This window comes from Variovorax sp. W2I14 (assembly GCF_050435205.1).
Taxonomy (GTDB): domain Bacteria; phylum Pseudomonadota; class Gammaproteobacteria; order Burkholderiales; family Burkholderiaceae_C; genus Variovorax; species Variovorax paradoxus_C.
Map to the genome: position 1 here is coordinate 1,543,184 of NZ_JBNDJX010000001.1, position 22,340 is coordinate 1,565,523.

The 22,340-nt window shown below is 64.1% G+C and carries 25 protein-coding genes and 2 pseudogenes; 11 read left to right on the top strand and 16 right to left on the bottom strand.

The genetic code is table 11. The features are described 5' to 3' along the window. The first annotated feature begins 30 nt into the window (after nt 1–30). Both QF040_RS07255 and QF040_RS07260 read left to right on the top strand, forming a co-directional pair. Nucleotides 31–1,245, top strand: coding sequence for an LPD7 domain-containing protein (locus QF040_RS07255; protein ID WP_429610466.1), 1,215 nt, complete (start codon nt 31–33; stop codon nt 1,243–1,245). 91 nt (nt 1,246–1,336) lie between these two features. Beyond that, nucleotides 1,337–2,029: a TraX family protein gene (locus tag QF040_RS07260; RefSeq protein WP_429610467.1), complete on the top strand. Its 693-nt coding sequence runs from the start codon at nt 1,337–1,339 to the stop codon at nt 2,027–2,029. Nucleotides 2,030–2,207: 178 nt separating this feature from the next. On the opposite strand, the gene QF040_RS07265 is transcribed toward QF040_RS07260, so the two are convergent. The 4 genes and pseudogenes from QF040_RS07265 to QF040_RS07280 form a co-directional block, all read right to left on the bottom strand. After that, on the bottom strand, nt 2,208–2,621 hold the full coding sequence (locus tag QF040_RS07265; protein WP_429610468.1) for a PaaI family thioesterase: 414 nt from the start codon (nt 2,619–2,621) through the stop codon (nt 2,208–2,210). A gap of 159 nt (nt 2,622–2,780) precedes the next feature. Then, nucleotides 2,781–4,112, bottom strand: coding sequence for a HipA domain-containing protein (locus tag QF040_RS07270; protein ID WP_429610469.1), 1,332 nt, complete (start codon nt 4,110–4,112; stop codon nt 2,781–2,783). Then, the gene (locus tag QF040_RS07275; protein WP_429610470.1) at nt 4,112–4,411 is read right to left on the bottom strand and encodes a helix-turn-helix domain-containing protein; all 300 of its coding nucleotides are present in this window, start codon (nt 4,409–4,411) and stop codon (nt 4,112–4,114) included. The genes QF040_RS07270 and QF040_RS07275 overlap by 1 nt, the downstream gene beginning before the upstream one ends. 216 nt (nt 4,412–4,627) lie before the next feature. Beyond that, nucleotides 4,628–5,163: pseudogene (locus tag QF040_RS07280) on the bottom strand (LysR substrate-binding domain-containing protein); the annotation flags it as partial. A 71-nt stretch (nt 5,164–5,234) separates the two neighbouring features. Between QF040_RS07280 and QF040_RS07285 the strand changes: the two are divergent. The 5 genes from QF040_RS07285 to QF040_RS07305 all read left to right on the top strand — a co-directional run bounded on the left by QF040_RS07285 (nt 5,235) and on the right by QF040_RS07305 (nt 8,684). Then, the gene (locus QF040_RS07285; RefSeq protein WP_429610471.1) at nt 5,235–5,642 is read left to right on the top strand and encodes a hemerythrin domain-containing protein; all 408 of its coding nucleotides are present in this window, start codon (nt 5,235–5,237) and stop codon (nt 5,640–5,642) included. A 28-nt stretch (nt 5,643–5,670) separates the two neighbouring features. Beyond that, complete coding sequence (locus QF040_RS07290; RefSeq protein WP_429610472.1) at nt 5,671–5,919, top strand: GlsB/YeaQ/YmgE family stress response membrane protein; 249 nt, start codon at nt 5,671–5,673, stop codon at nt 5,917–5,919. Between the two features lie 640 nt (nt 5,920–6,559). Beyond that, nucleotides 6,560–7,084, top strand: coding sequence for a hypothetical protein (locus tag QF040_RS07295; RefSeq protein WP_429610473.1), 525 nt, complete (start codon nt 6,560–6,562; stop codon nt 7,082–7,084). Between the two features lie 331 nt (nt 7,085–7,415). Continuing rightward, nucleotides 7,416–7,616: a hypothetical protein gene (locus QF040_RS07300; RefSeq protein WP_429610474.1), complete on the top strand. Its 201-nt coding sequence runs from the start codon at nt 7,416–7,418 to the stop codon at nt 7,614–7,616. A 690-nt stretch (nt 7,617–8,306) separates the two neighbouring features. Beyond that, on the top strand, nt 8,307–8,684 hold the full coding sequence (locus tag QF040_RS07305; protein WP_429610475.1) for a hypothetical protein: 378 nt from the start codon (nt 8,307–8,309) through the stop codon (nt 8,682–8,684). Nucleotides 8,685–8,836: 152 nt separating this feature from the next. On the opposite strand, the gene QF040_RS07310 is transcribed toward QF040_RS07305, so the two are convergent. After that, on the bottom strand, nt 8,837–9,388 hold the full coding sequence (locus QF040_RS07310; protein WP_429610476.1) for an HU family DNA-binding protein: 552 nt from the start codon (nt 9,386–9,388) through the stop codon (nt 8,837–8,839). Between the two features lie 295 nt (nt 9,389–9,683). Here QF040_RS07310 and QF040_RS07315 point away from each other — a divergent pair, with 295 nt between their 5' ends. Continuing rightward, nucleotides 9,684–9,893, top strand: a complete 210-nt coding sequence (locus tag QF040_RS07315; RefSeq protein ID WP_429610477.1) for a hypothetical protein — start codon at nt 9,684–9,686, stop codon at nt 9,891–9,893. Between the two features lie 73 nt (nt 9,894–9,966). Continuing rightward, on the top strand, nt 9,967–10,146 hold the full coding sequence (locus QF040_RS07320; protein ID WP_429610478.1) for a hypothetical protein: 180 nt from the start codon (nt 9,967–9,969) through the stop codon (nt 10,144–10,146). Nucleotides 10,147–10,641: 495 nt separating this feature from the next. Here QF040_RS07320 and QF040_RS07325 read toward each other — a convergent pair whose 3' ends face one another. The 6 genes from QF040_RS07325 to QF040_RS07350 form a co-directional block, all read right to left on the bottom strand. Beyond that, on the bottom strand, nt 10,642–11,487 hold the full coding sequence (locus QF040_RS07325) for a tetratricopeptide repeat protein (RefSeq protein ID WP_429610479.1): 846 nt from the start codon (nt 11,485–11,487) through the stop codon (nt 10,642–10,644). Continuing rightward, nucleotides 11,484–12,416, bottom strand: coding sequence for a Ku protein (locus QF040_RS07330; protein ID WP_429610480.1), 933 nt, complete (start codon nt 12,414–12,416; stop codon nt 11,484–11,486). The genes QF040_RS07325 and QF040_RS07330 overlap by 4 nt, the downstream gene beginning before the upstream one ends. Nucleotides 12,417–12,572: 156 nt before the next feature. Beyond that, the gene (locus QF040_RS07335; protein WP_013541218.1) at nt 12,573–12,809 is read right to left on the bottom strand and encodes a hypothetical protein; all 237 of its coding nucleotides are present in this window, start codon (nt 12,807–12,809) and stop codon (nt 12,573–12,575) included. 20 nt (nt 12,810–12,829) lie between these two features. Beyond that, nucleotides 12,830–15,373, bottom strand: coding sequence for a DNA ligase D (gene ligD / locus QF040_RS07340; protein WP_429610481.1), 2,544 nt, complete (start codon nt 15,371–15,373; stop codon nt 12,830–12,832). 63 nt (nt 15,374–15,436) lie between these two features. Beyond that, complete coding sequence (locus QF040_RS07345) at nt 15,437–16,369, bottom strand: Ku protein (protein WP_429610482.1); 933 nt, start codon at nt 16,367–16,369, stop codon at nt 15,437–15,439. Nucleotides 16,370–16,509: 140 nt separating this feature from the next. Further along, nucleotides 16,510–16,890, bottom strand: coding sequence for a hypothetical protein (locus QF040_RS07350; RefSeq protein ID WP_429610483.1), 381 nt, complete (start codon nt 16,888–16,890; stop codon nt 16,510–16,512). 155 nt (nt 16,891–17,045) lie between these two features. On the opposite strand from QF040_RS07350, the gene QF040_RS07355 reads away from it, so the two are divergent. Continuing rightward, on the top strand, nt 17,046–17,639 hold the full coding sequence (locus QF040_RS07355) for a hypothetical protein (protein ID WP_429610484.1): 594 nt from the start codon (nt 17,046–17,048) through the stop codon (nt 17,637–17,639). Between the two features lie 46 nt (nt 17,640–17,685). On the opposite strand, the gene QF040_RS07360 is transcribed toward QF040_RS07355, so the two are convergent. From QF040_RS07360 to QF040_RS07380, 5 genes are all read right to left on the bottom strand, one after another. Next, nucleotides 17,686–17,973 (bottom strand): hypothetical protein, encoded by a 288-nt coding sequence (locus tag QF040_RS07360; RefSeq protein ID WP_429610485.1) that lies wholly within the window; start codon nt 17,971–17,973, stop codon nt 17,686–17,688. Between the two features lie 450 nt (nt 17,974–18,423). Then, nucleotides 18,424–20,049: a chaperonin GroEL gene (gene groL / locus QF040_RS07365; protein WP_429610486.1), complete on the bottom strand. Its 1,626-nt coding sequence runs from the start codon at nt 20,047–20,049 to the stop codon at nt 18,424–18,426. 65 nt (nt 20,050–20,114) lie between these two features. Next, nucleotides 20,115–20,435, bottom strand: coding sequence for a co-chaperone GroES (locus QF040_RS07370; RefSeq protein WP_307613184.1), 321 nt, complete (start codon nt 20,433–20,435; stop codon nt 20,115–20,117). 172 nt (nt 20,436–20,607) lie between these two features. Then, nucleotides 20,608–21,267, bottom strand: a complete 660-nt coding sequence (locus QF040_RS07375; protein ID WP_429610487.1) for a diguanylate cyclase — start codon at nt 21,265–21,267, stop codon at nt 20,608–20,610. 308 nt (nt 21,268–21,575) lie between these two features. Beyond that, nucleotides 21,576–21,977 (bottom strand): hypothetical protein, encoded by a 402-nt coding sequence (locus tag QF040_RS07380; protein ID WP_429610488.1) that lies wholly within the window; start codon nt 21,975–21,977, stop codon nt 21,576–21,578. A 70-nt stretch (nt 21,978–22,047) separates the two neighbouring features. Here QF040_RS07380 and QF040_RS07385 point away from each other — a divergent pair. After that, nucleotides 22,048–22,250: pseudogene (locus tag QF040_RS07385) on the top strand (PHP domain-containing protein); the annotation flags it as partial. Nucleotides 22,251–22,340: the final 90 nt, after the last annotated feature.

A 22,340-nucleotide genomic window follows, 5' to 3' on the forward strand; every position in this document is an offset into this window, starting at 1 on the left:
AACGACTGCACGCATGCAAAAGGAGCCACGATGTCCACAGACCCACCGTCCGGAAGCCCGCCGCCGTTCGGCACCGCGCGCGCTGCCTCTCACGACGAGGCCGGCTCCGTCCAGAGCGACGCGCCGGAGGCGGGACGCGGGCATCCCCGGGTGCCCGATGCCATCGAACGACGTTACCTGCGCGTCGACAACCGGTACTTCTTTCCGGACCGTACCCTCGCCTTTATCGACGACGGCGCGCGCATCCGCGTGCAGACCGAAAACCGCGAGGTGCTGCACAGCGTGGTGGCGATTGCCGAGGCGCGCGGCTGGCGGGCCCTCACCGTCAGGGGTACCGAGAGCTTCCGGCAAAGCATGTGGCGCGAAGCCGCGTTGCGTGGCATCGAGGTCCAAGGCTACGAACCGACGGAGGTGGAAATCCTTCAGATGCAGCGCGCCTCGAACCAATCTCCACCACCGCGTGAAAAGAGAGCCGCCCAGGCGCCTGCAACCCGGACAGCACCGGAGGAACGCCGGGCGGCGACGGCGCGCGATGATGCACGCGGCCCCGGCGCGGCTTACGATGCCGCGTCGGATTCGACGGAACTGCCGCGAGACCATCGATCGCCGCGGACTACTCGCGGGTCGACCATTCAAGGGATGCTGGTTGCGGCGGCCGCCGCACCCTACCAATTCGATCCGGCGCAGCGCATGTCCTTCTACGTGAGGGTCCGCACCGAGACCGGCGATCGCACGGTGTGGGGTTCGGACCTCGAACGCGCGCTCGCGCAATCCGCGTCGCGCCCGCGCATCGGCGACCAGGTGGTCCTCACAAGGCGCGGCGCGCGCCCGGTGAAAGTCCTGGTGGCGCAACGCAATGCACAGGGCGAGCTGGACGGAGGGAAAAGAATCGTCACGCAACGTGCCGTCTGGCGCATCGACACACCGGACTACCTTCGCGCCATGGAGGAGCGCGCGACCCGCATACGAAGCGGCGAGACGGTGTCACCCGAGATCCAACGTCAGAATCCGCAACTGGCCGCCGCGGCGGCCGGCCTGGCGTTGGCCGAGCAGTACGCGGCGCGCGTGACCAGCGATCGGGACGCACAGCAGCGCCTGATGCAACTGATCCGCGAACGCATCGCTGACGCGTTGACGCAAGGCCATTCGCTCCATCTGCCGGATCGCCGGCCGCATCCCGCAACCGTGCATGTGCGCCAGCGCACGGCCAGAGACCGAGGAGCGCCCAGCCATGAGCGGGTTTAGGCGCCGCGGGACCGCACCATCGGACGACAGCCGGCCAACAAAGGTGCGAAGCAGTTCCGAAAAAACCACCCACGTGCGCGCGGGCGGGTCAATGTCCTCCCTGGCGAAGGCCACAGCGCCCGCGCCGGCCTGGTCGATCTCCGACGGCTCCCTGGAGGCGCTCAAATGGGTCGGACTGGTGCTGATGACCGGCGACCACGTCAACAAGTACCTGCTGCAGGATGCGAGCCCTACGCTCTACGCACTGGGACGCATGGTGATGCCGATCTTTGGCTTCGTCCTCATGGCCAATCTGGCGCGGCCGGGCGCATTTGAAGCTGGCATGCATCTTCGCGTCCTGAGGCGCCTGGCGGTCTTCGCGTTGTTGGCGACGCCCGCTTTCGTTCGCCTCGTCGGCTGGTGTCCGTTGAACATACTCGTGACACTTTGGTTGGCGACCTTGATCGTGTTGCTCTTCGAATGCGGCGGCGGGGTGGCACGCGCGGCGGCATTGATGGCCTTCCTCATCGGAGGTGCGCTGGTGGAGTTCTGGTGGCCCGCACTGCTCTGCTGCCTCGGCGCCTGGGGGTTCGCGCGCCGTCCCGATGGCGTCAGGATGCTCTTGTGGGCCCTGGCGACAGCCTCGCTCGCGATCGTCAACGGCAATTTTTTCGCGCTGGCCGCCCTGCCCTTGATCCTGGGCGCGCGGTACGTGGACATTCAGTTGCGACGCTGTCGATGGGTCTTCTACGCCTACTACCCTGCGCATCTGTCAGTGATTGCTGTGGTGCTAAGCCCCCCATGATTGGAAAGAACCAGTGGCGAACCCTTCGCAAGCGACTGCAAAGCTTTCAAGCGATTTTGCATGTCATCCCCGCAAGTCAAGCGTGCTTCCGCCGCCATGATCGAACTGTGCAACCTGAGCGAGCGACGCCCATGCAGGCCCGATCCATCTCACGCAACATGCGGCCGGCGTCAACGCACTAGAGGCTTGCCAATATTCCGGTCGAGGATGCCTCGGCGGCCAACTTGCCCTCCGGGTTGTAGAGCGCAGCTTCTAGGAACGCAATGCGCTTGCCACGCTTGACCACCCGCCCTTCGACCCGCCCCTCACCCGGGCCGACCTTTTCATAGAAGCTCACCTTGATTTCGAGGCTGAAGACGGTCTGCTGTTGCTCCGAGTCGTGCATCACGGCATGGGCCATGGCGGCATCGAGCCAGGCGGTGATGAATCCGCCCTGGGCGATGGTGCCGTTCGTATGGCAGTACTCGCGTCTTACCGTGAAGGCGGCCTGGACCGTCTTGCGCTCGGGCGACCACTCGGTCACGTGGAAGTTGCCCATCGATTCGGACAATGCCTGGCCGGAGCGAATTCGTGCTTCTAGATAGTCGTTCATTGAAATCGTGCGCTGATGAAATCAGCGGTCATTCTCATCCGAAGCCGGCGGTCTGTCGTCTGCCGTTCTTGCAGTTCATCCTCGCTCCGGGGGCTGCCGCTGCCCATGGCATTGCTGCAAAGCGCGGCTGCTCCGGCTCTGGTCTTGCGACGCCGACGACTAGAAGTGATCCGCGGTGAATTTCGGGATATCGCGCGCCATGGCCAACAAGGCCTGCGCCCGTCGGGCCACGAACTGAGCGAGGTCTCGCACGAAGGCGACTTCCTCTCCCGTGTAAGCAGCGTCCGCCGCCTGCGCGGGCGCCTCTTGAAGTGCGAACTCACAGAGTCGCGTCAGCTCGCGTGCGAAGTACCTGCGGTCGATGCCTAAGCGCATGCAGAAGTCCGCAAGCGCGAACGAGCGCACTGCGTTCAGCTCGAACTCGTCCCCGAACGCCATCGCCAGGTCGTGATGGAACGCCGCGTATTGCACGACGCTCACCAGGTCATACAGCGGCGTGGGCGTGAGCCCTGTGCGGTCGACGAAGAACGAGATGTTCTTGCCATGCGAATCGCTGTTGCCGAACAGCAGGGTCGTGACCGCCCAAAGGACCAGGCGCTGCATGCCCAGCGCCGGTTCGACGAACCCGGGCCGGAGTGCGCCGAGCTTTTCGAAACTGGCGCCATCGCGAATGTGCCGCACCTCCGGCTGGTCCCCGACGTTGCGCTCGTACTTTGCATTCACCGACAGATCGAGCGCTTGGCACCCGTCGATGACGTGCAACCGCTCGACGCCGTCCGGCGTTTTGCGGCGGTCGAATCGCTCGATGCTCAAGACCGGCGACGGCACTCGCAGGATGCTCACGTGCGCGGCACCAGGCGCCTTCCAGCGCCGCATGCTGATGCGATGGGTCAATTGCATGCAGAAATGCTCGTTGGCCACCATGCACCTTGCGTCCTCACGCACAGGCTCTGGTTTGAGGATGTGCGTGGACGACAGCACCCCGTCGACCAGGAACAGCCTGTCTTCCTCGACGGCCACCAGAAGCTTGTCTTGATGCCCCGCGATGGACATGCGCACTTTGCCGTCCCACCGGTTGAAGGGCTCGTTCGCGCGGTTGTCGATCCGTGCCTGCAGCTCCTCGAGCGGCAGGTGCCGGCGCAGTGGCTCTTGCTCGGCCGGCTCTTGGCCGGCAGCGACAAAGCTCAGCGCGCCAGCGGTCTCATGTCCGAGGTGGCGCAAAAGCCCGAAGACGTTGTTGCGCGCCACGCGCGCATCGGTGGCCGCCACAGCAAGCGCCTCGCCTTCGGGGAGCAGGTTCTCCAGGAAACGGCGGATAGCCTGCGGCGACGCGCTCCCCTCCAAGGGCAGATGGGGCGAGAGCGGGTACCGGCCTGGCAACGTCCGCCAAGCAGCGCCGTAGTCGAAGTGGAAGGCATCCTGAGCCTGGTCATAGCCGAGCGTGCCGACCCGCACGGCTCCCGCGTAGACGTCCAGGATGTACCGGTCCATCACCGCCCCTCGCCCGCGGAGGGGTCAAGCGCTGCCTCGAGGACAGGAATGGCGGTCTTGGGCACGATGAGCATCCGAAGGCCCAGGCTGTCCAACACCAGCATGAGCTTGTCCGCAGTCACCGGCTTGCCGTTCTCCAAACGCGAAAGCAAGTCGCTGGAGACTCCGCTGAGGGACGCAGCGTCGTCGATGCGCATGCGCGACTGAGCGCGTCGATTTCGCACGAGCTTGCCGAGCTGCTCGAGGGATGCCGCGGCTGGACTCAGGTTCTGCTGGAATTCAGGAAGTGTGCGGGCCATATTATTCCGTGTTTCCGGAACTATAGGCCAAATGCCGAAAACTCGCCATTAGTTTCGTGATGGCGAAACAATTCGCCTAACCATGCCGCCGGGTGCATTTGTTCCGGCATACCGGAACAACGTGAGCACAAAGTGGCTGCGCGTCAGCTTACTTGGCTGGGTCCCATGGTTCAGCCCCGGGTGCCTAGACGGCGACCCGCGACTCAGCCCCTCACGCTGTACGAAATCCACAAACGCCCTCAACAGCGCAGGCAGCAGCCGGCGGCCCGGGTAGCAGAGAAAGGGGCCGGAGAAACGCGGCCACCAAGGCTCCAGGATCGGCTCGAGGGGACCGCTGTCGAAATGGGGCCGCAGCCAGTCCTCGAACAGGTAGATCACACCGGCACCGGCGATGGCCGCATCGACCGAGAGATCGGCGGCCGAGCCGATCCGGACGATCAGTTGGCCAGAGACATCGATGCGCAGGTCTTCTCCATCGCGTTCGAAGTCCCACGGGGGCATCGACCCGCTGGCGAAGCGCCCGCGCAGGCAGGCGTGGCCGAGCAGGTCGCGCGGATGCTCGGGCCTGCCGCAGCGGTCGAGGTACGAAGGCGCTGCGGCCAACGCGAAACGCTGCACGCGCGCGGGCCGATCGGCACCGCGACCAGGTCCTGTTCGAGCCGCTCGTCGTAGCGAATGCCGGCATCGCAACCAGCGGCCAACACATCGACGAAGCCGTCCTCCGCGATCACCTCTAGCGAGATCTCCGGATAAACCGTGACTGATTGGCCCACCGTGATTGCGGACGACGGCGTGGTGAACTTCACTACGAAGTAGCAGAGCCATGAGCGGCGCTTGGTGGCCGCCGCTCAAGCGCTCACCGGACGTGTTGGCCCATGCGCGTGTCGCTGGTTCGCCGTCTCCGGAAGCGAACGAGGAACTCGCTGAGGACTTGGCAAGGCGTGCGGCGCTGCGAGAGGCCATCAAGGACACGGACCTGCTCGACAAAGCCGAGGTCGAACACGCAAGTGCGAAAGACTTGATCGCTCAGATCCAGGGTGCCGCCGAGGTGGACGACATGTTCGATGCCAAGGTCACGGTGCTGGGCGAGTACATCTACCACCACGTGAAGGAAGAGCGCAATGAGATCTTCGTAAAGGCGCGCGCGGCGCAGAAGCTGGACCTGATCGGAATGCGCGACAAGCTCACTGCACGCAAGGAAGAACTGTTGGACGAGCCGGCCACAGCCTGAACCCACTCACCTCATCGAAAGAACAAGCATGGGAATCATCTGGACCATCCTCATCGGGTTCATCGCCGGGCTTGCTGCACGAGCCTTGCTGCCTGGCAAACAAGCCATGGGCTTCATATTGACGACAGTACTCGGCATCGCGGGTTCCCTTCTGGCCACTTACCTTGGACAAGCCATGGGTTGGTATACCGCTGGGGCAGGAGCCGACTTCGTAGCTTCAGTAGTCGGCGCCGTCGTCGTGCTGGCCATCTACGGGTTTATCGCCCGCCGTCGTTAAGGGCACGCGCGCGTTCATGAAAACCCAGCGTCGCATGGCACCGCTGCGGTTCGCCAACCGCCCTACGGCGTTCCAATCTCAGCTTGGCCTGCCTGCCGAGACCGGATCGCAGGCTTGAGGCCGCGCGGTGCCGCTCGCTGCATGTGCGTACGCACCGAGCAAAGCTCGCGCCTGTTGTGTATCGACGTCCGAGCCTGTGCGCATTTGGCGCGGGGCCCAGCCAGGCACCAGCTCACACCAGACGGGCGCAGCTCTCGTTCGTGACGAGACGGTCGATCGTACTTGTGCGATCACGCAACCGGCGGTGCATCCGATGGGTCATGTGCAAGCCGGCCGTTCCGGGGACTCCTCAGCGCTCGGGAGCCGCGGCGCCGCCACCAGATAACCCTCAGTTAGGCTTCTCACGCTTCCGAAAACGTGAACTTCATCACGCCGTATGCCATTGCAAGCACCTGCAGCGTCACATCTGCACACACAGCGGGCCCTTTTGCCTAAGGTGCGTGCGCCTGCACCGGCCGAGTCAATCGGCGCCACGGTCCGCAAGGCACCCTTTGCGTGAACGCCGAACCCTCGCCGGTGGCGCATCCGCCGTGTACTGCTTGCTCACGACCCCAGCAGGCAATGTCGGACAACGCCGCGCATGGAAACGCCACGGGAGAACAGCGACGATGAAGGAGAGTGGCTGCATGTCCGCGTGCGGTATCGCAAGACCAGCGTCCCCGTAAGGATCAGCCGGCGAGCGCTTGAGGAACACTTCGGCGCACTCGACGGACAGCACACACCGATCTTTCTTTACGTGAACAACAAGCAATCGATTGATCATGCGGCGCACGCCAAGTTGAAGTCCGGCTCGCGCTACACGGCTGAAGCTCCGCTCGAACTTCGTGCATCAGACTTCGCTTCGATCCTCGGCACTTCTGGCTCAAAGAAGAAGTCGTGGCGACCCGGGGATCTGCAGCATGCGCTGGATCAAGTCGTGTCGGCGGAGCAGCCGAGCGGATCAGTCATCGGCAACTATGTGCAATGGAAGGCTGGAGCCGGGCGCGTCGAAATGGTGGGCCTCTTTTCGGCCGAACAACTCGAACGCATCGCGGCCTTCATGAGGCGAGCCCTCAAGGATCCACCCGATGTGCCAGGCCATGAAGAAGAAAAGCACGGCGGATAGGCGGCGGCCAAAGAAGGAGACGGCGACCGTTGTCCGGCGCCAACCGTGCCCCTTCCTTGCAGGGCCGTGCTGCCTTCAAGCTGTCGGAGGCGCACATGCCTCAAGACTGCGCCGCGTGGCTTGCGTCGAGCACGTGCCTTATCGCGATGAGCCGCCACTAACGAGGTGGCATCCGGCGTCGCGGTGGCGAGAAATCCCTGACAGGCTGTCCGAACGTGCATCTCGTCCGGTCTGCCTGAAAAACTGCGTAGATTTTCACAAGGAAACAACTGCTATTTTTTAACTTTCGCGCCACCGGATATTGCGCATTGCCATGGCATACATTTGATCGATGCCGAAGAAGAGCAACCACGGTGAAGGCGAAGAGATGATGCAGAAGCTGCGCGACCTGGTGCGGCTGGCTCAGGCAGGAGACTGCACAGCCGTCCGCGTCTTCAGCAGTGACGGCGGCTACCGGGACATGGTCTGCGGCGGTAGTCAGGAAGACCAGGCGATGGCGCTAGAGCGCCTGCGCAAGGCTGGCCTGCATTGACCGGCACGACAGCACTCGGCGTGGATAGACAGCGTCCCGAGGCGCGGAGCGATCGAGCTGCCGTACTTCAATCGCCGTGCACCTCAATGCTCGCGCGGCAGATTCATCAGCGCAAGAGCTGCTTCAAGCCTTGGACTGGGACAGGGACCTCGACTCAGTTCGGCCGCGCACAGTTTCGGCTGCAGCGACGTTCGAAAATCGCCCCGCAAATTCCGAATCCGAACGCGTGCGCTCCGCGATCCAATGCGATCCTGCGCCATGGCGTGCGTCCTGGACCTCGCAGATCGCTGCCGCTTCTCTCAGCGCTGCGCAGGTCATCTCCACCCAGAGTCCGCCGTCGCAATGTTCGTCGTCCTCGTGATGCGCGATGTCTGAGCGCCAGCACACACGGATCTGCTTGCCTTGCGTGGCGACACCGCGGGATGGGCAATTTGGTGATTCCATCGGATGCTCTCCTAACCGGTGCCGATCCTACGAGGCAGCACGCAGCGATTCAACGTTCCACCCCGTGGTCGGGACGCGGAATCGTGCAAATTCGCACGGTCACGCCAGTCACGCGGAACGCCTGCCAGATCCGATTTGCGCAAGGCGCGACTGCGTGACCGACGAACACTATCGCCACAGATGTCGGCATTGTCCGGCATGGCGTTCCCGCGTGCACCATCATGCAAATGCTCGCGTCTTCGTGCGATGAGCCGCATCCCGCCGAAGGCCCCACTTTCAAGCGATGACCAACGGGTAGATGGAACGACCGTGCGGGACGCCATGTTGCGACATGACGCGGACATCGATAGCGCGATGCGTGCACTTCGTGCCTCGGTGCGCGACATCCACCATCGCGTTGCCGAGATGCTGCAGCATGTCGATTCATCGCCACCTTCTGCGCGATCCTACCCGGTCCCTTGCAACGCGCATGAACGATCCAGCACGTCGACGCTGGCGCGCGAGATCCATGAAATGACGTCTCAGATCCGGTCGATGGAGAGCGCGCTCGGCATCAGCTTGCAGAACGCGCCGCACGAATTCGCATTGGGCATCAAGCAGCGGCGCAAACTCCGATCCGCGTGAGGCACAACAGCACACAAAACAACGGCCACCTACCGAGGCGTACCGCTCGTCGGGCGGCCGTTTGCCGAGCTTCAACGTACCCGCGAAAGAACCCGCAAAGCAACGCGGCCCCGAAGGGCCACTGGCTCGTTTTGCGCAGTGCTGCGCGATGCTTACTTCTTCTTTGCAGCGGCCTTCTTGGGAGCAGGCTTGGCCGCTGCGGCCTTGTCCGCCTTGCGCTTGGCCGCCTTCGGGTCCACCGCGGCCTTGAACGCAGCGCCGGGCACGAACTTCGGCACCTTCTGCGCCGCGATCTTGATCGCGGTGCCGGCCTGCGGATTGAAGCCAGTGCGGGCCGCACGCGCGACTTGCTTGAAAGTGCCGAAGCCGACGATCTGCACGGGATCGCCCTTTTTGACGGCGGCGACGATCGCGCTGGTGACTGTCTCGAGGATGCGCGCGGCTTCGGCCTTGCTGACGGTGTGGGTGGTGGCGATTTTTTCGACGAGTTCGATGCGGTTCACTGTTGATTTTTTCCTATGACGAGAGATCAGGCGAAGAGCCTCTGCACACCGCAGGCGGATGCCCACGGCGAGCGGCGGCAGTGTAGCCGCAGCGCCGAGGCAGCCTAAGGCGCGCGGCGAACCAAACGACGCCCCGCGTCTCATGACCAAGAGAAGCGGTCCCCCGACATGAAGGCACGAGCGGCACCACGCGCGTCGCATTACCGCCTTGCGATCTGCCGCTCGCGCAGCGTAGGACAGGTACGGGCAGTTGGCGTCGCTTTTGGCGGATAGCGATGGCCTTCACCGCTGCGGAAAGTGCTGGTGCACTGGAACGGCATTGGGGAGCACGTATGACGGATCGTTTGATCGGCGGCAGGACTGCAGGTGGGAGCGTAAGGACTGCGGCCGGGTTTGCCATGGAGGACCGGGGGCGATCGCCTTCGGCGGGCAGGAGGTCACGGCTGGGCCGCGGGAGCTTCGCGGCAGCAGCCCACTGTCAGGAGGCCGCGCGACGATGAAGCTTGAGCCAATGGACTTTCTGCGCGAACTGCAAGGACGCGAGTTTCCGCTCGTGGTCACCGGGCAGCCGGCCGTCGCTTGCGTCGAGATGCTCCACACGGTGGGTTTCGTCAACGCGGTCGTGATCTCTTCGGACCCCGAGCTCGCCGAGGCGCGAGTGCACCAGATCACTGAACTCGGCCGACGAGCGCTGGCGAAGCGATGATGACCTCCATCGGCGGCTGCGCCCGCACGCGCTGCACCTACGTCTCAAACACTCGAGGCCGGAAGGCACGAACATGAAGTTGATCCGGACGATTCTGGAGATTGCGGCGATGCCGCTCTTCGCCGTCGCGCTGTTCGCGGCCGGGCTCATCGCGGCCGTGGCGCATCTTCTGGCCCTGCCCGGCCTTTATCTTTGGGAGAGACACCAGGAGAACAAACCCGTGTCGCCAAGACGCCCGAGCGCCGATCCGTGAGGAGAAGCAGATCGGTTAGAATTGCGTGTCACCTGGTCACCGGGTGTTGCTCGGCCGAGCAAGCTGAATCCCAAAGCAGCGCGTCGAAGTCACCACGACGAGAAAAACAACATTGACTTCTGCAAACGAATTTGCCGTAGCGTGGACCGCGTAAGAGTTCACGACCATTTTCCGAAGCCCTCCCCCGTGAGGGCTTTTTTCATGGATCCACGACATGCACGCCGCTCAATCTCGTGCTGGCGTCGCACTTCGGTGACGTTTGTCGCTACCGCGCGCATTCGCGCCAACTCTTGCCTGATGGCTGGCTCCCCGTCTGTCCTCACAAGCTTGTGATGCCGCACTCGGCGAGCGCGGCTCTACGTCGTGACTGGCGTAAAGACTTTCCCTGTCGCTGTGGATGAAAGGCAAAGTCGTTCTCGGGAAATTGGCGCCCTCAGCGGACTGCACAAGCCGGGGTTGAGCCTTCGAGCAGCGGCGACGCGCAGGTTTGTCGCTTCAGGTCGGCTGCTTGCCGGCTTGCAATCGCCGGAATGCGCTGAAGTGCCGGATGGCCATCTGCTGCCGTCCGCTGTCGGCATACAGCAGGGCCGCGTTCCGATGTGCGTCGAGCAGGTCCGGTTGCAGCCGCAGCGCCTCTTCGTAGCTCGCCAACGCACCGTCCACGTCGGCGACACCCTCGAGCGCCACGGCGAGATTGAAATGCATCAGCGGATCGTCGGGACAGAACCGCAACCCCTTTTCGTAGAGCGACGCAGCCGCATCGAACTCGCCGGATTCGCAGAGCATGAAGCCGAGATTCAGGTACGCGTGGGCATACGTGGGGTCGTCCGCCAGGATGCTTCGGTAGAGCGCCTCGGCGATCCTGGGGGCCGTTTCTTCCAACGCTTCAGCCTCGGCAAAACGCGCATCGAGCACGGCGGCGCCCACACTCGGCCCAGGTTTCGAGGGAAAAAAGCGCAGAGGGCTTTCGCCAGACCTGATCTGAAGGTCCAGCACGAACTGCCCCGTCCGGGGTTCCCAGTGCGCATCTCCGAAGCGGACCGTCACGCGATCCCCTTCGGACGTGATCCGCATGCCCTGCAGCGGCTGATCTTCGGGCAGCGACGCACGAAGCTGGCGCAGCGCCTTGAGAATCTGCCGCGTGGGAATACGTGCCGCTCGCAATTCATTTGCGGACCGAAGGAGCACGAGGTCCTGGAAGGAAAATTTCCAGACCTTGTCATCCGCCTTCACCGGCGCAACGAAGCCGAGCTCGATCAGCTTGAGCACCGTGTGGCGCGACAGGCCGAACGACTTCAGCACGTAGCGCAGCGACAGCGGGAATTCCTCGGGCGCCGTCACTTTTTCATTCTCGTGCGTGGCACAGGTGCGGCTGCCTTTGCAGCAGCCTTGGGCGCGCGCTTGGCCTTGGCGATCGGCTTGCGGATGGGCGTCACCACCTGGGTGCCTTTGGCCGGCATCGTCCGCGGCTTGTGCGCGCCCCCGCCCTTGCGGTCGAGACTCGCCATGAGCATCTGCGTCAGGTCGATCACCTGGCCGGAAGATTCGCCGTCCTCGGGATGTTCGGTCGCCACGATCTCCTGGCCCGCGATCTTCGCGTCGATGGCCGCCAGGATGCGTTTTTGCTCCTCGTCCTCGAACATCGTCGGGTCATAGCTGTCCTGCGAAATCTGATCGATCAGCTGCAGTGCCAGCTTCAGTTCCGCGGCCGAGGGTTCGAGCTTCTCGATGCCGAGGTCCTGGATGGAGCGCACCTCCTGCGCATACAGCAACTGCTGCAGGACGAGTCCGTCTTCCTGCGCGCGCACCTGAACCACGTACTGCTTGGACTTCCAGGCCCACTTCGCCAAGGCGCAGCGCCCGCTCGTCAGCATCGCCTTCTTCAGCAGGTTGTACGGTTTGCCGCCGCGTTTGTCCGGCGCGAGGAAATACGGCTTGTCGTAGTAGATCGGATCGACCGCGTCGGCGGGAATGAACGCGACGATGTCGATCAGGTGGCTCGCGCCATCCTCCAGCGCTTTCAGCTCGTCGGGCTGGAAGATGACGAAGCGGTCCGTATCGAACTCGTAGCCCTTGACCATTTCCGCGCGGGGAATGACCTTCTTCGGGTTGAGCGCAGAAACGTACTGCTGCTTCACGCGCGTCCCCTCCTTCGACAGGAGGTTGAAGTGAATGGCCGCCGAACTCTCGGTGGCGGTGTAGAGCCGCACGGGTATCGACACCAGGCCGAAGCCGAGCGACAGGGAGGCGATCGAGCGAGGGGTGGGCATGGCGGCTCCTTTGCGACGCAAATCAACATGCCATTTTTTTCGGCCGTGGGAAAGAGGCCAAAGGCGTCAATGCGGCGCATCTATCTGTATCAACCTGCCCAGGCTGACTTGCAGAACCCAGGTTCGCCCCGCCCTGCTTCATGCCGGGGCTTTCTGTCAGTCGATGCGGGCATCCCCGACGGGGTCGGCGTCTTCGTTCTCGCGCGACATTTCCTGTCGCCACCGCACGGCGCCCGCCTCGAAGGCTTCGTGCGCGGATGCAAAGGACTTGTCCGACGCGTCGAACTCCTTGACCTGGTCGGCATCGCCGCTGGCCGTCAGGAGCAGCCAGTGATAGCGACCATCGTGCAGCGGGTCTTCGATCACGGTCAGGGCGAGATGTGAAAGCTTCATGATTTCCTGTCCTCGTTCAGTCAGCGTTTTTCATAGCCGAGTCGCTTCATGGCCTGCGTCAGCGGCTGGCGCGTTTTCCAGTAGCCGGCCCATGGATCCTCTGTCTGGAAAGACAGGTGTTCGCGCGCCGTTCGAACGTTCCATTGCGAGCCGCTCTTGAGGCTGCCCAGGTCGTCCCATGAAACCGGGATCGAAACGCCCAGGCCGGGCCGCGCGCGCGCCGAGAACGCAGCCGCCGTCGTCGCACCGTGCCCGTTGCGCAGGTAGTCGACGAACAGCTTTCCCACGCGGTTGCTCGGGCCACTCTTGGCCACGAAGCGCGCCGGGATCGTCCTGGCCATGTGCTGCACGATCGCCTGGGAGAACCCCTTGACGGTGTCGTAGTCGTATCGCGGCGCCAGCGGGACGACCACATGCAGCCCCTTGCCCCCGCTCGTTTTCAGCCATGCCTTCAGGCCAAGGGCTTCGAGCATCGCGCGCACCAGCGTCGCCGCTTCCTGGATGTGGCCCCAGGCGGTCCCTTCGCCGGGGTCGAGGTCGAACACCATGCGGTCGGGCTTGTCGATCGCCTTGGCTGTCGAGTTCCACGTATGAAACTCGATCACGTTCATCTGGGCGGCGCCGGCGAGCGCCTTGGCGTTGCCGATCTCCAGCAGTGCGGCGTGGCCCGGCCACAGGCTCTCGGGCAGTTCGGTGATGCCCGGAATGCCGATCTTTTCGCCGTGCTTCTGGAAGAACAGCTGTCCGGTCACGCCTGTCGGGCCGCGCACCAAAGAGCAGGGACGACCCTTGAGATGCGGCAGGATGAATTCGGCCACAGAGTCGTAGTAGCGCACCAGATCCAGCTTGGTGATGCCCGTGGTGGCATCGATGACCCTGTCGCCGTGCGTCACCGTGATCGAAGCGCTCGACGAGCCGGCGGCCGTGCGGTTGGACGCCGCAGCGGCAGGCGCGCCGACGGCCTTGGGGCGCTCCCGCACGATGACCTTGGCGGGCTTGTCGTCGCGCAGGCCGATGAACGAGGCGTGGCGGATTTGCCCGTCGGGCGTCCATTCGGCAAAGCTGACCTCCGCCAGCAATTGCGGCTTCACCCAGCGCTCGCTGCCGGCCTTGCGCCTGGACCAGCGACCCGGCTTGGTGTCGCCTTTTTCGAAAGGCGAATTCGCGGCCGCCAGCGGCAGCAGCTTCTGCTTGATCTCACGGGCTTCCTCGCCGCTCCAGCCTGTGCCGACGCTGCCGACCGACGCCAGCTTGCCGCCGTCGTCGTGAACACCGAGCAGCAAGCTGCCGATCTGGCCGGCCTCGTCGGTGCGGTCGGTGTAGCCGCAGATCACGAACTCCTGGCGCAGCTTGCACTTGAGCTTCAGCCAGGTTTCGCTGCGACGGGAAACGTAAGGCGCGTCGGCGCGCTTGGCGATCACGCCTTCCATCTCCATCTGGCAGGCCGAGCGAAGCAGCGACGTCGGATCGGCTTCGAAATTGGCGCTGAACCTGACGTGTCCGCTGGCCTTCTCCGCAAGGAAGTCGTGGAGCAGTTGCCGGCGATCGCGCAGCGGCACCTGCCTGAGGTCCTGGCCTTCGAAGAAAGGAGCGTCGAACACGAAGAACACGATGTCCTGGGTGTCTCGCCCGCGATCGAAGGCGTTCTGCAAGGCGTTGAAATCCGGTGCACCACGAGGTCCCAGCACCACGATTTCGCCGTCCAGGAACGACGAGCCGAGGCCCAGGGCGCCGAGTTCGGCCACCAGCGTCGGCATCCTGGCCGCCCAGTCGTGTCCGCCGCGCGTTATCAGCGCGACCTCGCCCTTGTCGAGCCGGGCCATGAGGCGGTAGCCATCGAACTTGATTTCGTAGAGCCACTCGCCGGCCGACGGAACGCCTGCGACCAGGGTCGCCAGCTGCGGCTTGATCTGCGCCGGCAGCGCCGTCGCGCGCGCGCGGGCGAGCGGCTTGGGCGCCTTGGAAGGCGGCGGGCGCGCCGACGCGGTGCCACGGGCGCGCACCTTCTTTATCGGCTTGGCGATCACGCTGTCGGGCAGCGCAGTCACGACGTCGTAGTCGGCATGCGCGCGCGCGTATTCGTCCTTCTTCTTGAACAGAATCCAGGGCTTCTGCCGCTCGCCGCCCTTGGCGATATTGACCAGTTCCCACAGGCCCTCGAGCTTCTGGCCGTGCAGCCGGAACACCAGCTTGCCGGCGGCCAGGCCTTTGCGTGGATCGCCCACCGGCTCCCAGGTGCCGTTGTCCCAGACGATCACCGTCCCGGCGCCGTACTGCTTCGGCGGAATCGTTCCTTCGAAGGATGAGTAGGAGATCGGATGGTCCTCCACGTGGATGGCCATGCGCTTTTCCTTGGGGTCGAAACTGGGCCCCTTGGGCACCGCCCAGGAAACCATCACCCCATCGAGCTCGAGCCGGAAGTCGTAGTGCAGCCGCGACGCCGCATGCTTTTGCACGACGAACGACAGTGCGTGAGGACTCGGCCGGCCACCCTCGGCGGGCTCCGCCGTCACCGCGAAATTCCGCTTGGACTTGTACGTGGAAAGCGCGTCGCCCTTGGCCATCGTTTGTCGTTGCTCCAATTGCCGCGCCCCGCTCCCCAAACGGACGGCTTGGCTTGCCGTTCGCTATGCGGCCTTCTTGGACGCAGCGGCCGTCTTCTTCGCAGTGGTCTTTCGCGCCTTGGCCTTGGTGGTGGACTTGGCCGTGGTCTTGGCGCTGCGCTTCCTGGCCGCGGGGGCCTTGGTCTTGGTCGATCCGCCTCCCTTGAGGCTGCGCTGGAGCAACTCGGTCAGGTCGATCACGTTGGAGGCTTCTTCCGGCGCCTCCTCTTCCGGCTGGATCACGGTTTCCGTGTCGCCCGCCTTCACCTTCTTCTCGACGATTTTCATCACCGCATGCTTGAACTCGTCCTTGAAATCCTCGGGTTCCCACTTGCCCGACATGTCATTCACGAGTTGCTCCGCCATCTTCATTTCCGCGGCCGATACGTTGGCACCCTTGACGCCGGCGGCGGGCAGGTCGAGACCTTCGAGCGTCTTGACCTCGTCACCCCAGCGCAGCAGGTTGAGCACCAGCGCCTTGCCCGACGGCACCAGCACCGCCAGGTGCTGCTTGGTCGCGATGACCACCTTGGCCAGGCCGACCTTGCCGGATTTGATCAGCACCTCGCGCAGCAGCGCGTAGACCTTCTGCCCCTTGTTGATCGGCGCCACGTAGTACGGGCGCTCCAGATACACGAAGGGGATTTCGTTGGCATCGATGAAGCGCTGGATCTCGATCGTCTGGGTGGTGCGCGGATACACGGCTTCGATCTCGTCGGGCGAGATCACGACGTACTTGCCGTCCTCGTATTCGACGCCCTTGACGATGTTGTCCTTGTCGATTTCCTTGCCCGTCTTCTTGTTGATGCGCTTGTAGCCCACCGGGTCCATGGTGCGTTTGTCCAGCCAGTCGAAGTCCACGCCCTGCTCGATGCTCGCCGTGTGCAAGCCGACGGGAATGTGGACCAGGCCGAAGGTGATCGCGCCTTTCCAGAGGGTTCTGCTGCCAGTAGCCATGGACTTTCCTTGGGGAGTACTTGGGGTACGAAGATGCCCGGCAGCATTGCGCTGGCTGGCCCACGGCGATGTGGGACGCGACCGGCGCTGCCCGGAGGACAGGCCGCACACGGCGATGGCGACTGGCGGCCGGCGAGGCGCTATGGCATCACGCCGAACCCGAATGCCGTGCGGGTGCGTCCGACCGGCTTCTCGGGCGGGTCCTGCCTCGGCGCCGCGCGGGCAGCACGCTTGCCGGCGCGTTCCCTTTCCGGGGCGGTCTCAGGCTCGGGCTCGTGGTCATGGGCCGTGCTCGATCGGGGACCTTTGTCGAGGTTGTCGATCAGGGATTCGAGCGCGACCAGACCGTCGGCCATCGCCGCCTTGTAGGTGCTCGCGGCCCTGCGGGAGCGCTGGAAGGGTTGCCAGTTGCCAGCGTCCTCGGCATCCGCCTCGCTGAGCACCCATTCGAATGCACCGGCTTTGGGCTCTTCGATGTGTACGGAGATCTGTCGCAGATCACCTTGCGTCTTCGTCGCCATGTTCGGTTCTCCTCAGGGCGTCTGGTTGATTCATCACGGGGTGGTGAAGACGCTGGAGGGATTCAGTTGATGATCTCTCCGCATCGCAACATCCACGAGAGATACTGCTGCTCAGAATCGAATTCTCGACGCGGTCCTCGATCGCCATTCAGCGAATGCAGCAACAAGTTATCTCCGCACACGACATCTTCCCGCACATCCGCGTCGTCATGGGCATGGTGATCGGCCTCGGCCTCACACGACTGCTCTTGGGCCTCGCACGCATCGTGCAGCATCCCACGCAATACCGGCTCTACGCGGTCCACTTAGGCTGGGTGGCGTCCGTCTTGCTGGCGCTGGTGCACTTTTGGTGGTGGGAGTTCGGGCTTTTTCAGATCCACGCCTGGACCTTCGGAACCTACGCCTTCATCGTCAGCTACGCCGTGGTGCTGTTCCTTCTATGCGCCCTGCTGTTTCCCGATAGCTTGAGGGACTACGAAAGCTATGAAGACTATTTCTACGCACGCCGCGCCTGGTTCTTCGGCCTTCTGGGCGCAACATTCCTGCTAGATGTTGTCGATACCTTGATCAAGGGGGAAGCGCACTTTGCGAAATTTGCCTTCGAGTACCTCATTCGCACGCCAATCCTGTTGGCTCTTTGTATCGCGGGAACTGTGACGGCCAACAGGTACTTTCACAAGTTCTTCGTTGCCGCCATGCTCGCCTATCAAATGTCGTGGGTTCTTCGTCTCTCCTACAGGCTCGACTAGCCAATTTCCCGGTCATCTCAGGGGCGGAGCCCGCCACGCGTGCTCGCTACCTTGCCGAGGGCTCCGTCGGCAGATAGCCCGCCTTTGGACGCACCGTGTCGTCGGTGTAGCAGGCGCCAGTAGGCGCGTAGCGAATGACCTTTCCGGCCTGGATGTAGAAGATGTTGTTGCACACGATGCTGCTCTGCGAGCAGGTGGTGAACACCGTGTGGCTCACGTATTTTTTGTCCCCTCTGCGAGCGCCCGCGCTAGTGAAGCACTGCTCCACCTTCTCGCCGTTGACATAGTTGCGCGTTTCGATCCCGCTGTCAGTCTGCGCTCGATACATCGGCATCGTGAGAAACAGAGGGTGGGTGTCAAGTGCCTCCACAGGCGCGCCTACCCACGTGTCCAGATCTTGCTGGTGGACGGTTGCGCAGCCGCCGAGAATTGCAGCAACAAATACAGAGGTAGTAGCGACTTTAAAAGTTGACATCCTGCAGCCCTGTTGTGAGCATTCCAGTGTAGCCAAGCCGTGTCCGACTCAAAGGAATGCGCGGCAAAGCCCGCGTGAGCTGTCGACGGCTGTCTCCGTTGGGCAGGGCTTGTTTTCAGCGCCGCATGGCGCCGCGGCGCTGGCGGAGGGACCTCCGCCGCCAGAGCGACACCCCGCGGGAAGTGCGGGCGAGCGCCCGGAAGAACGCCGCGACATGGTCGGGCGCGACGTCGCGCGACCGCTCGCCCAAGCACAGCACGGCGCACGGCGCACCGGCGATGCAGGTGCGCCGCGGCCGGTCGTGCGGACTCAGAAGTCCATGCCGCCGCCCGCCGGAACCGCAGGAGCCTTCTGCGGCTTCGGCAGTTCCGCGACCGTCGCGTCCGTCGTGAGGATCAACCCCGCGATCGACGCGGCGTTCTGCAGCGCGGTACGCGTCACCTTGGTCGGATCGACCACGCCGAGCTCGACCAGGTCGCCGTATTCGCCGGTGGCTGCGTCGTACCCGTGGTTGCCCTTGCCTTCGAGCACCTTGGCCACCACCACCGAAGGCTCCACGCCCGCGTTCGCGACGATGGCGCGCAGCGGCGCTTCGAGCGCACGCAGCGCGATGCGGATGCCGGCCTCCTGGTCGGTATTGGCGCCCTTGAGCCCGGAGATCGCGGCACGCGCGCGCAGCAGCGCCACGCCGCCGCCGGGCACGATGCCTTCGGCCACCGCCGCACGCGTGGCATGCAGCGCGTCGTCGACGCGGTCCTTCTTCTCCTTCATCTCGACCTCGGTGGCCGCGCCCACGCGGATCACCGCCACGCCGCCCGCGAGCTTGGCAACGCGCTCCTGCAGCTTCTCGCGGTCGTAGTCGCTGGTGGCCTGCTCGATCTGGGCCTGGATCGACTTCACGCGCGCATCGATGCGCTTCTGGTCGCCGCCGCCGTCGATGATGATGGTGTTCTCCTTCTGCACCTCGATGCGCTTGGCGCTGCCAAGATCGTCGAGCGTGGCCTTGTCCAACTGCTTGCCGGTTTCCTCGGAGATCACCGTGGCGCCGGTGAGCACCGCGATGTCCTCAAGCATGGCCTTGCGGCGGTCGCCGAAGCCCGGCGCCTTCACGGCCGCGACCTTGAGCACACCGCGCATCGAGTTCACCACCAGCGTCGCGAGCGCCTCGCCCTCGACCTCCTCGGCCACGATCAAGAGCGGCTTGCCGGCCTTGGCGGCGGCCTCGAGCACCGGCAGCAGCTCGCGGATGTTGGAGATCTTCTTGTCGTGCAGCAGCACGAGCGGATCTTCCAGGTGCGCCACCTGCTTCTCGGGGTCGTTGATGAAGTACGGGCTCAGGTAGCCGCGGTCGAACTGCATGCCCTCGACCACGTCGAGTTCGTTGTCGAGCGACTTGCCGTCTTCCACGGTGATCACGCCTTCCTTGCCGACCTTCTCCATCGCGTCAGCAATGATCTTGCCGATGGCTTCGTCCGAATTGGCGGACAGCGCGGCCACCTGCGCGATTTCCTTGCCGGTAGAGATGGGCTTGGAGAGCTTGTGCAGCTCGTCCAGGACGGCGGCCGTGGCCTTGTCGATGCCGCGCTTGAGGTCCATCGGGTTCATGCCCGAGGCCACGTGCTTCATGCCCTCCTGAACGATGGCTTGCGCAAGCACCGTGGCGGTGGTGGTGCCGTCGCCCGCGACGTCGGCCGTCTTGGAGGCGACCTGCTTGACGATCTGCGCACCCATGTTCTCGAACTTGTCGGCGAGCTCGATTTCCTTGGCGACCGACACGCCGTCTTTCGTGATGACCGGCGCGCCGTAGCTGCGCTCGAGCAGCACGTTGCGGCCCTTCGGACCCAGGGTCACTTTCACCGCATCGGCAAGGATGTTCACGCCCGCGACGATGCGCTGGCGGGCGTTGTCATGAAACTGGACGTCTTTGGCAGTCATTTCGAGATTGCTCCTTCTTCTTCACTCATCGGTTGTCTGTCTGTAGCGGACGATGCGCGGGCGTGTCAGGCGACGCGCTTGAGGTTGCCGCGCTCGCCGCTGTCGATCACGGCAAGGACGTCGTCCTCGCGCAGCACCAGCAGCTCCTCGTCGTCCACCTTGACCGTCTGGCCCGCGTACTTGCCGAAGAGCACCTGGTCGCCCGCCTTCAGATGCAGGGGGCGCAGCGTGCCGTCCGCGAGCAGCTTGCCTTGGCCGGTGGAGACCACCTCGCCCTGCTCGGGCTTCTCGGCGGCCGAATCCGGAATCACGATGCCGGACGCCGTCTTGCGCTGCTGTTCGATTCGCTTGACGATCACCCGGTCGTAGAGAGGATGAAGTTTCATGTTCGATCTCCTGTGCGATAAGGTCATCAAAAAGAGAACCCGCGCCACCCGCCGGCGGCGCGATCGGTTCGTTTCCTTTTGCCGGCTTGCAAGCGCCAGCGGGCGAGAGCTATGGGCTTCGGCGCGCGCCTTCAAGAGGCTGCGAACACGATTTTTTTTGTGACTGTTTTTTTCAGCTGCGACGAAGCTGCAATCCGCTTGCGCGGCCGAGCCGGTAGACGGTACGCTGGGGCTCAGTTTCCCGCGGCGGCCCGGCAACCACAGGACAAGGCAACGTCCGGCCGCCCGTGCTGTCGAGGGTTTCGTCGGAGCCGTCGTGCACTGCAGACCATATGCCGCACTTGCGCGGCCTGAAGAGCCAGCGCACATAGCCGCGGCGGCCGGCCTCGCGCAGCATCTCTTGACGGTCGGGCGCTTCCGCCATCGTGTGGTCGCCTTGCTCCGGCTCGTCGCCGTCCAAGTCGCCATTGACGTAGCCGAAGGCCCGCAGCGCCTCGCTCACCTCGGTCGCCGGCACGCCCAGCCGCCACCACCCGGGGCGCACCACGCGCTCCAGGTCCCACGCGCCGAGCTGCCATGCCGCTTCGAGCAGTGCGTTCTCCAGCGCATCGAGCCGCTCCCCCGACATGTCCAGGCGCGCCATCGACTGGGCCACAGGCCGGGGCGGCAGGTCCACGCCGGGAATCTTCAACGGCGTGCGCCGCAGGAAGCCGTGCCAATGAAGGGACAGGAGCGCTGCATCGCGGCGGCGCGCAACGCGGGTCACTGTGACCGCATAGAGCGGCAGGCGCATGGCGGCCGCATGGCCTGCGATGGTTTCGAAAAGGTTCATTCGCACCTCCACACAACGAAAGGAGAACAAGAACGGACAGAAAGGATTTGAGCGTCCGGCAGCGCCGCAGTTTCCACGGCAGGTCCTGTTGAAGAATTCGCGCCCGCCGCTACATCCCCCGGCGTTAGCCGCATTTTTGGGTCGCTTCGTCCTTCGTGATCTCAGTCCCAGTCGCTTCGCCAAGATCCCGACCAGTGTGTCGATCGCCTCTGTGGCATTAAGCAATCATCAATGTGAACATGTTGCGCCGCGGGATCGAGCTCCTCAGAAAGCAGACTTTCAAAGCTCGTCCTCCGCGCCACGACACTTCAAATCGGCCGTACTTCGAAGTGCGCCTCGTCGGCGTCGCCCAAATCGCGGAAGCCTGCAGTACGCGCGGCGTCGTAGGCCTTCGCCCATCGCTTGGCCAGCGCGATCTCGTCGTTCGCCAGGTCACTCTCGCCTGACTCACTCGCGTTCCGGAACGCGCGCAGCGCCGGGAGTACATTGGTGCCGAGCTGACGATCGAGCTCGCGCCTGAAGCGCTGCTCCGCGACCTTGACCGCTTCCACTGCCGGGTAGTCGACGAGCCGCGCCATGTAGGCGACCCGGGCTTCTGGCACGGCCTCCTCAAAAACGAAGGGCGCGTCGTCCTCGGAGGGCTCCGGGGTGACGGCTTGAGTCGGAGCCTGAAGCGCCGGCCGCGGATAGAACAGTTCGGATTGGTTCACGGGTTATTTCCTCTATCGATCTGCCTGTGGGACAAGAAAACGAGTACTGGAGTTGTACGTGGAAGACTGTATGAATATACAGTATGACGTTTGCGACCCGTCACCGTTCGCACAACTGCGCTACCGCTCCAACTTCACGTTCCTCGTGGGAGCGTCAGCCGGAGGAACTGGTGCGCAGGGCCGCGGCCAAGCTCTACACCGCCCTCGCGCTCACGGACGAATGCTCGGTCGCGGGCGTGGGTCCGGGCGCACCTGGAAGCGCGGGAACGCGGTTCCCGGCGCAGTATTGAACGCAGTGGCGCAGCGCCTCGCCGAAGCTGCGCGTCTTCCCGCGCAAGCTGCGGTCGGCGGCGCGTGACGCCC

Bases quoted from the DNA above. Each gene is read 5' to 3' on its own strand.
- QF040_RS07255 (WP_429610466.1), top strand. From the start codon at position 31: ATGTCCACAGACCCACCGTCCGGAAGCCCGCCGCCGTTCGGCACCGCG.
- QF040_RS07260 (WP_429610467.1), top strand. From the start codon at position 1,337: ATGTCCTCCCTGGCGAAGGCCACAGCGCCCGCGCCGGCCTGGTCGATC.
- QF040_RS07265 (WP_429610468.1), bottom strand. From the start codon at position 2,621: ATGAACGACTATCTAGAAGCACGAATTCGCTCCGGCCAGGCATTGTCC.
- QF040_RS07270 (WP_429610469.1), bottom strand. From the start codon at position 4,112: ATGGACCGGTACATCCTGGACGTCTACGCGGGAGCCGTGCGGGTCGGC.
- QF040_RS07275 (WP_429610470.1), bottom strand. From the start codon at position 4,411: ATGGCCCGCACACTTCCTGAATTCCAGCAGAACCTGAGTCCAGCCGCG.
- QF040_RS07285 (WP_429610471.1), top strand. From the start codon at position 5,235: ATGAGCGGCGCTTGGTGGCCGCCGCTCAAGCGCTCACCGGACGTGTTG.
- QF040_RS07290 (WP_429610472.1), top strand. From the start codon at position 5,671: ATGGGAATCATCTGGACCATCCTCATCGGGTTCATCGCCGGGCTTGCT.
- QF040_RS07295 (WP_429610473.1), top strand. From the start codon at position 6,560: ATGGAAACGCCACGGGAGAACAGCGACGATGAAGGAGAGTGGCTGCAT.
- QF040_RS07300 (WP_429610474.1), top strand. From the start codon at position 7,416: ATGCCGAAGAAGAGCAACCACGGTGAAGGCGAAGAGATGATGCAGAAG.
- QF040_RS07305 (WP_429610475.1), top strand. From the start codon at position 8,307: ATGAGCCGCATCCCGCCGAAGGCCCCACTTTCAAGCGATGACCAACGG.
- QF040_RS07310 (WP_429610476.1), bottom strand. From the start codon at position 9,388: ATGCGACGCGCGTGGTGCCGCTCGTGCCTTCATGTCGGGGGACCGCTT.
- QF040_RS07315 (WP_429610477.1), top strand. From the start codon at position 9,684: ATGAAGCTTGAGCCAATGGACTTTCTGCGCGAACTGCAAGGACGCGAG.
- QF040_RS07320 (WP_429610478.1), top strand. From the start codon at position 9,967: ATGAAGTTGATCCGGACGATTCTGGAGATTGCGGCGATGCCGCTCTTC.
- QF040_RS07330 (WP_429610480.1), bottom strand. From the start codon at position 12,416: ATGCCCACCCCTCGCTCGATCGCCTCCCTGTCGCTCGGCTTCGGCCTG.
- QF040_RS07335 (WP_013541218.1), bottom strand. From the start codon at position 12,809: ATGAAGCTTTCACATCTCGCCCTGACCGTGATCGAAGACCCGCTGCAC.
- ligD (WP_429610481.1), bottom strand. From the start codon at position 15,373: ATGGCCAAGGGCGACGCGCTTTCCACGTACAAGTCCAAGCGGAATTTC.
- QF040_RS07345 (WP_429610482.1), bottom strand. From the start codon at position 16,369: ATGGCTACTGGCAGCAGAACCCTCTGGAAAGGCGCGATCACCTTCGGC.
- QF040_RS07350 (WP_429610483.1), bottom strand. From the start codon at position 16,890: ATGGCGACGAAGACGCAAGGTGATCTGCGACAGATCTCCGTACACATC.
- QF040_RS07355 (WP_429610484.1), top strand. From the start codon at position 17,046: ATGCAGCAACAAGTTATCTCCGCACACGACATCTTCCCGCACATCCGC.
- QF040_RS07360 (WP_429610485.1), bottom strand. From the start codon at position 17,973: ATGCCGATGTATCGAGCGCAGACTGACAGCGGGATCGAAACGCGCAAC.
- groL (WP_429610486.1), bottom strand. From the start codon at position 20,049: ATGACTGCCAAAGACGTCCAGTTTCATGACAACGCCCGCCAGCGCATC.
- QF040_RS07370 (WP_307613184.1), bottom strand. From the start codon at position 20,435: ATGAAACTTCATCCTCTCTACGACCGGGTGATCGTCAAGCGAATCGAA.
- QF040_RS07375 (WP_429610487.1), bottom strand. From the start codon at position 21,267: ATGAACCTTTTCGAAACCATCGCAGGCCATGCGGCCGCCATGCGCCTG.